The organism is Micromonospora sp. NPDC049240 (assembly GCF_040647835.1).
GTDB lineage: Bacteria > Actinomycetota > Actinomycetes > Mycobacteriales > Micromonosporaceae > Micromonospora.
In genome coordinates this window covers 18,137-34,169 of the sequence record NZ_JBEZCX010000011.1, presented here as the reverse complement: position 1 = coordinate 34,169, position 16,033 = coordinate 18,137, and the positions used below count along the sequence as shown (strand labels likewise).

At 75.9% G+C, this 16,033-nt stretch carries 2 protein-coding genes; both read right to left on the bottom strand.

The annotated features are described in order from the left end of the window. Positions 1–28: 28 nt before the first annotated feature. Positions 29–5,002: a type I polyketide synthase gene (locus tag AB0B02_RS18155; protein ID WP_357301550.1), complete on the bottom strand. Its 4,974-nt coding sequence runs from the start codon at positions 5,000–5,002 to the stop codon at positions 29–31. A gap of 31 nt (positions 5,003–5,033) precedes the next feature. Next, a complete protein-coding gene (locus AB0B02_RS18150) occupies positions 5,034–16,016 on the bottom strand; it encodes an SDR family NAD(P)-dependent oxidoreductase (protein ID WP_357301547.1) in 10,983 nt (3,660 codons plus the stop codon). Positions 16,017–16,033: the final 17 nt, after the last annotated feature.

Below are 16,033 nucleotides of genomic sequence, written 5' to 3'. Positions count from 1 at the left end.
GCAGGGGACGGGAGTGAGCCGGTGCGGGTCAGGAGAGACCGAGGTCGCGGTCCACCATGGCGAACAGCTCGTCGTCGCTGGCGTCGCCGAGATGACGGCCGAGGTCGTCGTCGCCGCCGCTGCCCTGGCCGAGCCGGGTGAGCATGGCCTGGAGGCGGACCGTGGCCCGGACCCGGGCGGCCTCGTCGCGGGCCACCACGTCGAGCCCGTCGGCGATCCGGTCGAGGTCGTCCAGCAGCGCGGTCGGGGTGACCACGTCGTCCTGGGCCACCTCGGCGTAGAGGTACTCGGCCAGCGTGGTCGGCGTCGGGTAGTCGAAGACCAGGGTGACCGGCAGCGCCACCCCGCTCGCCAGGCCGAGCCGGTTGCGCAGCTCGACCGCAGTGACCGAGTCGAAGCCCAGTTCGCGGAACGCGCGGTGCTCGTCCACCGACTCCCCGGACGGGTAGTTGAGCACGGCCGCGACCTGGCCGCGGACCAGCGCGAGCAGCACCGCCATCCGGTCGCCGGCGGGCAGCCCGGCGAGCCGGTCGCGCAGCGACTCCGGGCCGTCGGGCACCTCGCCGCCGGTGGTCCGCTCGACCGTGCGCAGCCGGCGGACGTCCGGCAGGTCGCTGATCAGGGGGCCGGGCCGGGTGGCGGTGAACGCGACGGAGAACCGCTCCCAGGCGATGTCGGCGACGGTGAGGAACGCCTCGCCGTGGTCGACGGCCTGGTGCAGCGCGGCGATCGCGGCCTCCGGCGGCATCTCGGGTACGCCGTGCCGGTGCAGCAGCTCACCGAACGGGCCGTCGGCCATGCCGCCGCCGGCCCAGGCGCCCCAGGCGATGGACGTGCCGGGTAGGCCGAGTCCGCGCCGGTGCTGGGCGAGCGCGTCGAGGAACGCGTTGCTCGGGGCGTAGTTGCCGACGCCGGAGCTGCCCACCGAACCGGCGAACGAGGAGAACAGCACGAACGCGCCGAGGTCGAGGTCGAGCGTCAGCTCGTGCAGGTGGTACGCGACGTCCACCTTGGCCGCGAGGACCCGTTCGATCTGGTCGATGCGCAGGTCGTTGATCAGGGCGTCGTCGAGCACCGCGCTGGCGTGCACCACGGCCTTCAGCGGCCGGTCGGCGGGAATGCCGTCGATCAGCGCGGCCAGCGCGTCCCGGTCGGCGGCGTCGCAGGTGACCACGCTGGCGGTGGCGCCGAGGGCGGTGAGGTCGTCGACGAGTTCGGCGGCGCCGGGGGCGTCCATGCCGCGGCGGCTGGCCACGACGATGTTCTCCACGCCGCTGCGGGCGAGCCAGCGGGCGGCGTGCCCGCCGAGCGCGCCGGTGCCGCCGGTGACCAGCGCGGTGCCGGAGGGCTGCCACGGGTGCGCGGGCCGGCTGTCGCCGAGCGGGACGCGGGTGAGCCGCCGGCCGAGCAGTCCGCCGGGGCGTACCGCGATCTGGTCCTCCTCGCCGGCGGCGGTGAGCGCCGCGATCAGCAGGCCGGCGCTGCGCTCGTCGACCGCCTCCGGCAGGTCGACGAGTCCGCCCCAACGCTGCGGGTGTTCCAGCGCGGCGACGCGGCCGAAGCCCCAGATCATCGCCTGGCCGGGCGAGCGGAGCAGTTCGGCGCGGCCGACCGAGACGGCGCCGGAGGTGACCGCCCACATCGGGGCGGCCAGGCCGATGTCGCCGAGCGCCTGGACCAGCGCGACGGTGGCGGCGAATCCGCCGGGTACGGACGGGTGCATCGGGTGGACGAGTTCGTCGAACGCGAGCAGCGACACCACGCCGGTCACCTCGGTGAGCGTGCCGTCCGCTCCGGTGGTGAGCGCCTCGCGCAGCAGCTTGCCGAGCAGGTCGCGGTCGACGTCGGTGGTGCTGACCGGCAGCGGGACGACGGTGGCGCCGGCGGCGGCGAACGCGTCGACGCACGCCTCCTGCCAGGGTTCGACGATGTCGCCGGTGGGCAGCACGACCAGCCAGGTGCCGGCCATGCCGCGGTTGGTGATGCCGGTGAGCGGCTTCCAGGTGTCCTGGTAGCGCCAACTGTCGATGTCGGACTGGCGGCGCTGCTGCCGCCGCCAGCGGTGCAGCACCGGCAGCGCCGGGGCGAGCGCGTCGAGCGCCTGCCCGGCGGGGAGGTCGTCGCCGGCGAGCACCTCGGCGAGGCCGGGCAGGTCGTCGCGTTCGACGGCGGCCCAGAAGCCGCTGTCGTCCGGGCTGCCGTGGTCGGCCGCCTGGTCCTCCCGCTCGGGGCCGCCGCTGCCGTCGAGCCAGAGCCGCTGGTGGTCGAACGCGTAGGTGGGCAGCGCGACGGTGTCGGTCTCGGCGAGGACGGCGGTCAGGTCGACAGGCAGGCCGATGCTGTGCGCGGTGGCCAGGTTGGTCAGCAGCCGGGTCGGGTCGTCCTCACCCCGCCGCAACGTCGACAACGTGTGCCCGGCGGTGCCGGTGTCGTCCAGGACCGCCGTGACCGGCATGGTCAGCACCGGGTGCGGACTGATCTCGACGAACGTCGTGTGTCCCGCCTCGACCGCCGTCCGCACCGCCGAATCGAACCGGACCGTGCGGCGCAGGTTGTCGTACCAGTAGTCGGCCGTCATCGTCGCCGGGTCCACCCACTCCCCGGTCAACGTGGACACCAGACGCGTGTGACCGGGCTGCGGCGTCACGCCGGCCAGGTCGGCACGCAACTGCTGCGCGACGTCCTCCACGGCGGCGGAGTGCGAGGCGTAGTCCACCGGGATCAGCCGGGCCCGGACGCCGTCGGCCTGACACGACTCGACCAGATCCGCGACCGCCTGCGGCGGACCGGACACCACGACCGTCGCCGGGCCGTTCACCGCCGCCACCCCGACACCGTCGAAGCCGCCCAGCCGGGCGGTGACCTCGTCGGCGGACAGGTCGACCGATGCCATCGTGCCGGTGCCGCGCAGCGCGGACAGCGCCCGGGAGCGCAACGCCACCGTCTTCGCCGCATCGTCGAGCGACAGGATCCCGGCGACGCATGCCGCGCCGATCTCGCCCTGGGAGTGGCCGATCACCGCGTCGGGCGTGACGCCGGCCGCGCGCCAGACGGCGGCGAGCGCCACACCGACCGCCCACAGCACCGGCTGCACCACCTCGACGCGGTCCAGCCAGGACTCGTCGTCGCCGGTCAGCACCGACACGAGATCGACGTCCAGGTGGGGGGCCAGCGCCGTCTGGCACTCGGCCAGCGCGGTGTCGAACGGCGCGCACCGGCCGACCAGGCCGGCGGCCATCCCGGCGGACTGGGCGCCCTGGCCGGGGAAGACGAAGACCGGGCCGGCGCCGGCCGCGGACGCCGTACCGGTGACCAGGTTGCCGGCCGGCAGGCCGGCGGCGAGCGCGTCCAGGCCGGCGAGCAGGTCGGCGGGGTCCGCGCCGACGACGACGGCGCGCTGGTCGAGCGTGGACCGGGTGGTGGCCAGTGACCAGGCCACGGATGCCGGGTCGGCGGGGTGGGCGCGCAGGTGCGCGGCCAGTCGGGCGGCCTGCCCGGCGAGCGCGCCCCGGGTCCGGGCCGACACCGGCCAGGCGGTGGGGCCGGCGGCGAGCAGGCCGGCGCGGCGCGGCGCGGGGGCGTCGTCGGCGGGCGCCTCGGCCGGCTCGGCGGTGGAGGGGCGGTACTCCTCGACGATGACGTGCGCGTTGGTGCCGCTGACCCCGAACGAGGAGACGCCGCCACGGCGGGGCCGGCCCAGTTCCGGCCAGGGCCGGTTCTCGGTGATCAGCTCCACCGCGCCGGCGTCCCAGTCGACGTGCGGGGACGGCTCGTCCACGTGCAGCGTCGCCGGCAGCGTGCCGTGCCGCAGCGCCATCACCATCTTGACCAGGCCGGCCACGCCGGCGGCGCTCTGCGTGTGGCCGATGTTCGACTTCACCGAGCCCAGCCAGAGCGGCCGGTCCGCGGGCCGGTCCTGCCCGTACGTGGCGAGCAGCGCCTGCGCCTCGATCGGGTCGCCGAGCGTGGTGCCGGTGCCGTGCGCCTCCACCAGGTCGACGTCGGCCGCGCCGAGCCGGGCGTCGGCGAGCGCGGCCCGGATGACCCGCTGCTGGGAGGGGCCGTTCGGGGCGGTCAGGCCGTTGGACGCGCCGTCCTGGTTGAGCGCGCTGCCGCGGATCACGGCGAGGATCGGGTGGCCGTTGCGTTCGGCGTCGGCGAGCCGTTCCACCACGACGACGCCGCCGCCCTCGCCCCAGCCGGTGCCGTCGGCGCCGGCCGCGAACGCGCGGCACCGCCCGTCGACGGACATGCCGCGCTGGCGGGAGAAGACGATGAACACGCCCGGGGTGGCCATCACGGTGACGCCGCCGGCGACCGCCAGGTCGCACTCGCCGCGGCGCAGCGCCTGCCCGGCCAGGTGCAGCGCGACAAGCGACGACGAGCAGGCGGTGTCGACGGTGACGGCGGGGCCGTTGAGGCCGAGCGTGAACGAGATCCGGCCGGAGGCGACGCTCGTGGTGTTGCCGGTGCCGAGGTACATGTCCACGCCGTCCGGCACGTACGGCAGGCCCATCCCGTAGTTGGAGGTGCTCAGCCCGACGAAGACACCGGTGGCGCTGCCGCGCAGCGACAGCGGGTCGATGCCGGCCCGCTCGATCGCCTCCCAGGACGTCTCCAGCAGCAGCCGCTGCTGCGGGTCCATGGCGAGCGCCTCGCGGGGCGAGATGCCGAACAGGGCCGGGTCGAAGTCACCGGCGCCGTCGAGGAACCCGCCGACCCGGGTGTAGCTCTTGCCGGGCTTGTCCGGGTCGGGGTCGTACAGGCCGTCGAGGTCCCAGCCCCGGTCGTCGGGGAACTCGGTGAGCGCGTCGCGCCCGTCGGCGACCAGGTCCCACAGTTCCTCCGGGGACCGGACGCCGCCGGGGAACCGGCAGCTCATCGACACGATGGCGAGCGGTTCGGTGTCCCGCGCCTCGACGGTCTGCAGCTTGCGCTTCGTGTCGTGCAGGTCGGCGGTCACCCGCTTGAGGAAGTACCGCAGCTTGTCGTCGTCGCTCATCGCGTCCCTGCCTTGATCCGCGGTGGTCATGTCAGGAGATTCCAAACTCTTTGCTGATGAAGTCGAAGATCTCGTCGTCGCTGGCGGCGTCGAGGTCGGGCCGCTCCGGTTCCTCGGCCGGGCCGGCGAGGTCGGTGGCCTTGGCGAGCAGGTCACGCATCCGGGTGGCGAACCGGTCCCGGGTCGCCGGGTCGAGCGCCAGCGTGGTGAGCAGCGACTCGACCGCGTCGATGCCCTGGAACAGCGGCTGGGTGGAGGGCGCCGCGTCGGCGGCGATCTCGCCGGCCAGCTTCTCGGCGAGGGCGTGCGGCGTCGGGTAGTCGAAGACCAGCGTGGCGGGCAACCGCAGCCCGGACAGCGTGTTGAGTCGGTTGCGCAGGTCGACCGCGGTCAGCGAGTCGAAGCCCAGGTCGGTGAAGAGGCGGGCGGGGTCGACGGCTTCCGGCCCGGCGTGGCCGAGCACGGCGGCCACGTTCGCCCGGACCACGTCGAGCAGCACCTTGCGCCGCTCCGGGTCGGCCAGGCCGGCGAGCCGCTGGGCGAGCGGCACGCCGCCGGTGCCGGCGCCGCCCGCGTCGACCGAACGGCGCAGCGGCACCCGGACCAGACCACGCAGCAGCGGGGCGAGCACGCCCGACTCGGCCTGGCCGCGCAGCGCCGCCACGTCCAACCGCATCGGTACGACGGCGGCGGTGTCCAGCCGCCAGGCGGCGTCGAACAGGTGCAGCGCCTGCTCGGTGGCCAGCCCGGCGGCGCCCTGCTCGGTCATCCGCCGCACGTCGGCGTCGGCGAGGTGACCGGTCATGCCGCTGGCCTGCTCCCAGAGGCCCCAGGCGAGCGAGATGCCGGGCAGTCCCTGGGCCCGCCGGTGCGCGGCGAGCGCGTCGAGGAACGCGTTGGCCGCGCCGTAGTTGGCCTGACCGGCGCTGCCGAGCGTGGCGGCGGCGGAGGAGAACAGCACGAACGCGCCGAGATCCCGGCCGGCGGCGAGCCGGTGCAGGTGCCACGCCGCGTCGATCTTGGGGATGCTGACCGCGTCGATGCGGTCCGGGGTGAGCGACTCCAGCACGCCGTCGTCGAGCACGCCGGCGGCGTGCACCACGGCGGTGAGCGGATGCGCGGCGGGGATGCCGTCGAGCAGCGCGGCGAGCGCGTCCGGGTCGGCGGCGTCGCAGGCGGCGACCGTGACCTCGGTGCCGACGCCGGCCAGCTCGGTGACCAGGTCGTCGATGCCGTCGGCGGTCGCGCCGCGCCGCCCGGCGAGCAGCAGGTGCCGCATGCTGTGGGTGGTGGCGAGGTGGCGGGCCAGCAGCCGGCCCAGCACGCCGGTGCCGCCGGTGATCAGCACGGTGCCGTCCGGGTCGACGCCGCCGGGCCGGGGCTCCAGCCCGGCCGGTACGCGGGCCAGGCGCGGCGCGCGGACCTGGCCGGCGCGCACGGCGAGCTGCGGTTCGCCGGTGCCGATCGCGGCGGCGAGCAGCGTGGCGCCGGCCGGGTCGGCGTCCAGGTCGACGAGCTGGATCCGGTCGGGGTGTTCGAGCTGGGCGGTGCGGACGAGTCCCCAGGCGGGTGCCGACCGCAGGTCGACCTCGGCCGGGTCGCCGGTGGCGACGGCGCCACGGGTGACAAGCACCAGGCGGGTGTCGGCGAACCGGTCGTCGGCGAGCCATGCCTGGAGCGTGCCGAGCAGGCGGTGGGTGGTGGCGCGGGCCTGCGCGGCCAGTTCGGGGCCGGCGCCGTCGCCGGTGCCGCCGACCGGCACGATCAGCGTCCCGGGGGCGGGTTCCCCACCGGCGAGCAGCTCGGCGAAGGATTCCGGGGCCAGGTCGGGGCGGACGCGGGCGCCGGCGGCCTCGGCGGCGGCGTTGAGCGCGAGGTCGTCGCCGAGCACCACCCATCCGGTGGCGGCCGGCGACGGTCCGGCGGTCACCGGCAGCACCGGCCAGTCCACCTGGAACAGCGACTCGTGCCGGCCGGAGCGGGCCGCGCCGAGCGCGTCGCCGGTGACCCGGCGCATGATCAGCGAGTCGGCGTGCAGGACCGGGGCGCCGGTGGCGTCGGCGACCTGGAACGTGACGCCGACGTCGCCGGCCGCGGCGACCCGGACCCGCAGCGCGGTGGCCCCGGCGGCGAGCAGCGTGACACCGGTCCAGGCGAACGGCAGCCGGGGCACGCTGGCGTCGGCGCCGTCGCCCATCCGACCGAGGAAACCGCCGATGGACATGGCCTGGAGCGCGCCGTCGAGCAGCGCCGGGTGGAGCCCGAACCGGCCGGCCTCGGCGTGGTGGTCGGCGGGGAGCGCCACCTCGGCGAAGACCTCGTCGCCCCGGGTCCAGGCGGCGCGCAGGCCGCGGAAGACCGGGCCGTAGCCGAAGACGGTGGCTTCGAGGCCGGCGTAGAAGGAGTCGGAGGCGACCGGTGTGGCGCCGGGTGGCGGCCACACACCGAGGTCGAACGCGGGCGGTTCGGCGCCGCGCGGGGCGAGCAGGCCGGTGGCGTGGCAGGTCCAGGCCACGTCGGCGAGGATCTCGTCGGAGCCGTCCCGGTACGCGCGGGAGTGCAGCTGCACCGGGCGGCGGCCGGTCTCGTCGCGCTCGCCGACGGTGAGCTGGATCTGGAGCGACCCGAGTTCCGGCAGCACGAGCGGGGCGAGCAGGGTGAGTTCCTCGACCACCGGCGCGCCGGCCTGGTCGCCGGCGTGCGCGGCCAGTTCGACGAACGCGGTGCCGGGCAGCAGGATCGCGTTCATCACCCGGTGCTCGCCGAGCCACGGGTGGGTGCGGACGGACAGTCGCCCGGTGAAGACCAGCCGCTCGCTGTCGGGGAACGTGACGGCGGCGCTGAGCAGCGGGTGGCCGGCGTCCTGGAGGCCGGCGGAGGCGACGTCCTGGGCCCGGTGGGCGGGCGGGTCGAGCCAGAACCGCTGCTGCTCGAACGCGTAGGTGGGCAGCGCGACGGTGTCCGTGCCGGCGAGCACGGTGGTCAGGTCGACGGGCAGGCCGACGCTGTGCGCGGTGGCCAGGTTGGTCAGCAGCCGGGTCGGGTCGTCCTCGCCCCGCCGCAGCGTGGACAGCGTGTGCCCGGCGGTGCCGAGGTCGTCCAGGATCGCGGTCACCGGCATGGTCAACACCGGATGCGGTGAGATCTCCACGAACGTCGTGTGTCCCGCCCCGACCGCGGTACGCACGGCGGTGTCGAACCGCACGGTCTGCCGCAGGTTGTCGTACCAGTAGTCGGCCGTCATCGTCGCCGGGTCCACCCAGTCCCCGGTCAACGTGGACACCAGCCGGGTGTGACCGGGCTGCGGCGTCACGCCGGCCAGCTCGGTACGGAGCCGCTGCGCGACCTCCTCCACCGCCGCGGAGTGCGACGCGTAGTCCACCGGGATCAGCCGGGCCCGGACGCCGTCGGCCTGACACGCCTCGACCAGGTCCGCGACCGCCTGCGGCGGACCGGACACCACCACGGTCGCCGGGCCGTTGACCGCCGCGATCCCCACGCCGGGGAACGGACCGTCGTCCGGCGTGACGCCGTCGCCCGGGGCCGCTCCCGCCAGTCGCGCGGTGACCTCGTCGGCGGACAGGTCGACCGACGCCATCGTGCCGGTGCCCCGCAGCGCGGACAGCGCCCGGGACCGCAACGCCACCGTCCGCGCCGCGTCGTCGAGCGACAGGATCCCGGCGACGCACGCGGCGCCGATCTCCCCCTGCGAGTGACCGACCACCGCCTGCGGCACGACCCCGACGTGCCGCCACACCGCGGCCAGGGCGACGCCCACCGCCCACAGCACCGGCTGCACCACCTCGACCCGGTCCAACCACGACTCGTCGTCACCGGTCAGCACCGACACCAGATCGACGTCGAGGTAGGGAGAGAGCGCCACCTGGCACTCGGCCAGCGCCGCGTCGAACGGCACGCACCGGCTCACCAGACCGGAAGCCATCCGCGCCGACTGCGCACCCTGACCCGGGAACACGAACACCGGGCCGGTGGCGGCGGCCGTGCCGGTGACCAGGTGCGGCGACGGCGACCCGTCGGCGAGCGCGTCCAGGCCGGACAGCAGCTCCTCGACCGACGAGCCGACCACGGCGGCCCGCTGGTCGAACGCCGACCGGGTGGCGACCAGCGACCAGGCCACCGCGGCGGTGTCCACGTCGCCCCGCGCGCGGACGTGCTCGGCCAGGCGGGCGGCCTGCCCGGCCAGCGCGGCGCGGGACCGTGCGGAGACCGCCCACACCGTCGCGGCGGTGTCCAGCAGGCCGGCGCCGGTGGCGGCCGGGGCGGCCGGTTCGTCGCCCTGTTCCACGATGACGTGCGCGTTGGTGCCGGAGATGCCGAACGACGACACCGCCGCCCGGCGCGGGCGGTCGCCCGCCGGCCAGGGCCGCGCCTCGGTGGCCAGTTCCACCGCGCCGGCGTCCCAGTCGATGTGCGGGGACGGCTCGTCCACGTGCAGCGTGCGGGGCACGGTGCCGTGCCGCATGGCCTGCACCATCTTGATCACACCGGCGACGCCGGCGGCGGCCTGGGCGTGGCCGATGTTCGACTTGATCGAGCCGAGCAGCAGCGGCCGGTCGGCGGGCCGGTCCTGCCCGTACGTGGCGAGCAGCGCCTGCGCCTCGATCGGGTCACCCAGCGTGGTGCCGGTGCCGTGCGCCTCCACCACGTCCACGTCGGCCGGGGACAGCCGCGCGGCGGCCAGCGCCGCCCGGATCACCCGCTGCTGCGACGGCCCGTTCGGGGCGGTCAGCCCGTTGGACGCGCCGTCGGAGTTGACCGCGCTGCCGCGTACCACCGCGAGCACGTGCCGGCCCTGCCGGCGGGCGTCGGAGAGGCGCTGCACCAGCAGCAGGCCGACGCCCTCGGACCAGCCGGTGCCGTCGGCGGCGGCGGCGAACGACTTGCACCGGCCGTCGGCGGCCAGTCCGCGCTGGCGGGAGAACTCCACGAACGCGGTCGGGGTGGCCATCACGATGACGCCGCCCGCGAGGGCCATGTCGCACTCGCCGCGGCGCAGCGCCTGCCCGGCCCAGTGCAGCGCGACGAGCGACGACGAGCAGGCGGTGTCCAGCGAGACCGCCGGCCCCTCCAGCCCGTACGTGTAGGCGACCCGGCCGGAGATGACGCTGCTGGTCATGCCGGTGAGCGCGTACCCGGAGGTCTCCTCCGGGGCGAACGCGAGCAGCGAGCCGTAGTCCTGGCCGCTGGTGCCGACGAACACGCCGGTGCTGCTGCCGCGTACCCCGGTCGGGTCGATGCCGGCGGACTCGAACGTCTCCCAGGTGGTCTCCAGCAGCAGCCGCTGCTGCGGGTCCATGGCGAGCGCCTCGCGCGGGCTGATGCCGAAGAAGCCGGGGTCGAACCGGTCGACGTCGGCGAGGAAGCCGCCGCCTCGGGCGTAGAACGTGCCGGCCGCGTCCGGGTCGGGGCTGTAGAGCGTGTCCAGGTCCCAGCCCCGGTCGCCGGGCAGGTCGGTGATCGCGTCGACGCCGTCGGCGACGAGCCGCCACAGGTCGTCCGGGGTGGACACGCCGCCGGGCAGCCGGCAGGCCATGCCGATGATGGCCAGCGGCTCGTCGTCGCCGACGGTGACCGGGGCGGTCGCCGGACGGGCCGGGACCGGGACGCCCGCGATCTCGGTGTCCAGGTGGGCGGCGAGTTCCTGCGGGCTCGGGTAGTCGAAGACCAGCGTGGCGGGCAGCCGCAGGCCGAACGCGTTGCCGAGCCGGTTGCGCATCTCGACGGCGGTGAGCGAGTCGAAGCCGAGGTCGCTGAACGCGCGGCGCGGGTCGACGGCGGCCGGGTCGGGGTAGCCGAGCACGGCGGCGGCCTGCCCCCGGACGATCTCCAGCAGCGCGGCCCGCCGGTCGGTGTCGTCGAGCGCGGCGAGCTGCTGCACCAGCGACGCGCCGGTGGCCGGTGCGGCGGCGGCGCCCCGGCCGGCGCGGATCAGCGCCCGGTACAGCGGCGGGACGGTGCCGGCGAACTGGGCCCGCATGGCGGCCAGGTCGAGGCGGGCCGGCACCAGCGCGGCGGCCGGGACGCGGCAGGCGGCGTCGAAGAGCGCCAGCCCCTCCTCCGCCTCCATGGCGGACACGCCGGAGCGGGAGATGCGGTTGAGGTGGACGTCGTCCAGTTCGGTGGTCATGCCGCTGCGGTCGGCCCAGAGGCCCCACGCGAGGGTGAGCGCGGCGAGGCCACGGGCGCGACGGTGGTGGGCCAGCCCGTCGAGGAACGCGTTGGCGGCGGCGTAGTTGCCCTGGCCGGGGCCGCCGGCGGTGGCCGCGAGCGAGGAGTACGAGACGAACGCGGTGAGGTCGAGGTCGGCGGTCAGCTCGTGCAGGTGCCAGGCGGCGTCGACCTTGGGGCGCAGCACGCCGTCGACCCGGTCGGGGGTGAGCGAGGAGATGACGCCGTCGTCGCGTACCCCGGCGGCGTGGACCACGGCGGTGAGCGGGTGGTCGGCGGGGAGGTCGGCGAGCAGCGCGGCGACCGCGTCGCGGTCGGCGACGTCGCAGGCGGCGACCGTGACGGTGGCGCCGAGCGCGGTCAGTTCGTCGCAGAGTTCCGGGATGCCGGCGGCGTCCCGGCCGCGCCGGCTGGTGAGCACCAGGTGCCGCACGCCGTGCCGGGTCACCAGGTGCCGGCTCATGAGCTGGCCGAGCGTGCCGGTGGCGCCGGTGATCAGCACGGTGCCGTCGGCGTCGAACGCCGGGTCGGCCGGCTCGGCGGGCGCGGGCACCCGGGCGAGCCGGGCGCCGGCCGCGACACCGGCGCGGATGGCGAGCTGCGGTTCGTCGGTGTCCAGCGCCGCCACCAGCGCGGCGGCGGCGGTCGCCGGGTCGTCCACGTCGACCAGCACGAACCGGCCCGGGTTCTCCGACTGGGCGGAGCGCACCAGGCCGATGACGGCGGCGCCGGCCAGGTCGGTGAGGTCGGCGTCCGGCTCGGTGGCGACCGCGCCGCGGGTGAGCACGACCAGCCGGGTGGCCTCGTAGCGGTCGTCGGCGAGGAACCGCTGGAGCACGTCGAGCGCCCGGTGGGTCACCTCGGCGACCCGGCGGGGCACGTCGCGCTCGCCGCGCGGGTCGAGGAACGACGCGACAAGCACGCCGGGCGCGTCGGCGCCGTCGTCGAGCGCGCCGGTCAGGGCCGCGAGATCGGGGTACGCGGTGACGGCCGTCCCGGTGGCGGCCACCGCGTCGGCGAGCGCGGGGTCGGTGTCGAGCACCGCCCACGTGCCGGCGGCCGGTCCGGTGGGCAGCGGCAGCGGGGTCCAGTCGATCCGGTACAGCGACTCGGGTCCGCCGCCGCCGGCGGTGCGGAGCTGGTCGGCGGTGACCGGCCGCAGGACGAGCGAGCCGACCGAGGCGATCGGGGCGCCGTCGACGCCGGCGAGGAGCAGCGACACGCTGTCCGGGCCGGTGTGCCGGACCCGGACCCGGGCGGCGGCGGCGCCGGCGGCGTGCAACGCGATGTCGTTCCAGGAGAACGGCAGCCGGCCGTGGCCGGGGGGCAGGCCGGGGCCGGTCGACGCACCGGCGGCGCTGGTGAGGCCGAGTGTGTGCAGCGCGGCGTCGAGCAGCGCCGGGTGCACGCCGTAGCCGCCGGCCTCGGCGGCCGGTGTCTCGGGCAGCGCCAGGTCGGCGAAGAGGTCGTCGCCGCGCCGCCAGGCGGTGCGCAGCGCGATGAACGACGGGCCGTAGTCGTAGCCCTGGGCGGCCAGGTGCGGATAGAGCTGGTCGGTGGGCACCTCGGTGGCGTCCGGCGGCGGCCAGGCGGCCAGGTCGGACCAGCCGGGTACGCCGGGTTGCGCCGGCCGGTCGGCGAGGACGCCGCTGGCGTTGCGGGTCCAGGCGCGCGGGTCGCCGTCGGCGGTGTCACGGTCGGTCGGCTCGTCGCCGGGCCGGTCGTGGTCGGGCGCGGAGTGCAGCGACACGGACCGGCAGCCGGTCTCGTCGGCGGGGCCGATCCAGAGCTGGATGTCGACGCCGCCGGTCTCGGGCAGGATCAGCGGCGCTTCGAGGGTCAGTTCGCGGACGTGGTCGGCGCCGACGTGCGCGCCGGCCTGGAGGGCCAGCTCGACGAAGCCGGTGCCGGGCAGCAGCACGGTGTCGAAGACGACGTGGTCGGCGATCCACGGGTGGGTACGCCGGGACAGCCGGCCGGTGAACAGGAAGCCCTCGGCGTGGGCGACGCCGACGGCGGCGCCGAGCAACGGATGCCGGGCGGGGCGCAGGCCGACCGCGGTGACGTCGCCGGTCCAGCCGCCGCCGGCCTCCGGCCAGTAGCGCTGGCGCTGGAACGCGTAGGTGGGCAGGTCGACGCGGGTCGCGCCGGTGCCGGCGAACCACGGCGTCCAGTCGACGCGCACGCCGTGCACGTGCAGCTCCGCCAACCCGGCCAGCAACGCCCCGGTCTCGTCCCGGTCGCGGCGCTGCACCGAGGTTGCGACGACCGTGTCGTCGTCGGGCAGGATCTCGGCGGTCAGCGCGGTGAGCACGCTCTGCGGGCCGACCTCCAGGAACGTGTCCGCCCCGGCCGCCCGCAGCGCGGCGATCCCGTCGGCGTAACGCACCGCCTCCCGCACGTGCCGCACCCAGTAGTCGACGCTGGTGATCTCGTCGGACTCAGCGAGCGCGCCGGTCACGTTGGACACGACCGGCAGCAGCGGCGCGGCGAACGTCAACCCGTCCAGCACGGTGCGGAACTCGGCGAGCATCGGCTCCATCAGCGGGCTGTGGAACGCGTGCGACACCGTCAACCGACGAACCCGCACACCCCGGTCCCGCCAGACGCGCTCGATCTCGTCCAGCGCGTCGACCGGACCGGACACCACCGTCGACGACGGGCCGTTCACCGCCGCGATCCCCAGCGCGGGGTGCGCCCCGATCGACGCGGCCACCTCGGCCTCCGGCGCGGCGACCGCCAACATCCCGCCGCCGGCCGGCAACGCCTGCATCAACCGACCCCGCGCCGCCACCAGCGCGCACGCGTCCGGCAGCGACAACACCCCCGCCACGTACGCGGCGGTCACCTCACCGATCGAGTGCCCACCCACGAAGTCCGGCGTCACCCCGAACGACTCGACCAGGCGGAACAACGCCACCTCGACCGCGAACAGACCCGCCTGCGTGAACCGCGTCTGGTCCAGCAGGTCACCGTCGCCGAACAACACCGGCCTCAACGGCTGCGGCAGCAACGGGTCGAGCTGCGTACAGACCTCGTCCAACGCGGCGGCGAACACCGGGAACGCCTCGGACAACTCCCGACCCATGCCGGCACGCTGCGCGCCCTGCCCGGAGAACAGCACCGCCAGGGCCTGCCGGTCACTGGCCGCGCCGGTCGCCGTGGTGGCCGTCGGCGTTCCGGCCGCGAGCGCCCGCAGGCCGGCGAGCAGGTCGTCGCGGTCGGTGGCGGCCAGCACGGCCCGCCGGTCCAGCGCCGCACGGGCGGTCGCCGAGGAGAACGCCACGTCGAGCGCGGTCGACGTCGGGTCGGCGGCCAGCCGCGCGGCCCAGCGGCCGGCCTGGTCGGCGAGCGCGGCGTCGTCGCGGGCGGACACCAGCACCGGTACGACCGGGCGGGTGCGTGTCGGCGCGTCGTCGGCCGGGGCGGGTTCGTCCGGCGGCGCCTGTTCGAGGATGGTGTGCGCGTTGGTGCCGGACACGCCGAACGAGGAGATCGCCGAGCGGCGGGGCCGGTCCACCGCCGGCCACGGGGTGGCCTCGGTGACCAGCTCGACCGCGCCGGTGTCCCAGTCGACCTGCGGCGTCGGCGCGTCCACGTGCAGCGTGGGCGGGACGAGCCCGTGCCGCATCGCCTGCACCATCTTGATCACCCCGGCGACGCCGGCCGCCGCCTGCGTGTGCCCCAGGTTCGACTTGACGGAGCCGAGCAGCAGCGGCGCGGCGTCGCCCCGGTCCTGCCCGTACGTGGCCAGCAGCGCCTGCGCCTCGATCGGGTCACCGAGCCGGGTGCCGGTGCCGTGCGCCTCCACCACGTCCACGCCGCCGGCGGCGAGCCCGGCGTTGGCCAGGGCCTGCTGGATCACCCGCTGCTGCGACGGGCCGTTCGGGGCGCTCAGCCCGTTCGACGCGCCGTCCTGGTTGACCGCGCTGCCGCGCAGCACGGCGAGGATCGGGTGGCCGTTGCGGCGGGCGTCGGAGACGCGTTCCAGCAGCAGCACACCGACGCCCTCGGACCAGCCGGTGCCGTCGGCGGCGGCGGCGAACGCCTTGCACCGGCCGTCGGCGGCCAGCCCGCGCTGGCGGGAGAACTCCACGAACGCGCCCGGCGTACACATGGCGGTGACGCCGGCGACGACGGCGAGCGTGCACTCCCGCTGCCGCAGCGCCTGCCCGGCCAGGTGCATCGCCACCAGCGACGACGAGCAGGCGGTGTCGACGGTGACCGCGGGCCCTTCCAGGCCGAACGTGTAGGCGATCCGGCCGGACACGACGCTGCCGGCGTTGCCGGTCATCAGGTGCCCTTCCAGGCCCTGCGCGGCGGCGGTCATCAGCACGGTGCCGTAGTCCTGGCCGGTGCTGCCGGCGAACACGCCGGTGCGGCTGCCGCGCAGCGTGTGCGGGTCGATGCCGGCCCGCTCGAAGACCTCCCAGGTGGTCTCCAGCAGCCACCGCTGCTGCGGGTCCATGGCGAGCGCCTCGCGCGGCGAGATGGCGAAGAAGCCGCTGTCGAAGTCGGCCAGGTCGGTGACGAAGCCGCCGTGGCGCGCGTACGAGGTGCCGGCGTCCTCGGGGTCGCCGGCGTGTAGCGCGTCGAGGTCCCAGCCCCGGTCGGTGGGGAACTCGGTCATCACGTCCCGGCCGGACGCCACCACCTCCCACAGCTGCTCCGGGGTGCGGATGCCGCCGGGGAAGCGGCAGCTCATGCCGACGATCGCGACCGGCTCCTGCTCGCCGGCCTCCACCTCGCGCAGCCGCTGCCGCACCTGGTGCAGGTCGGCGGTGACCCGCTTGAGGTAGTCGAGAAGCTTCGCCTCGTCAGCCATGGTCCGCCCATTCCCTG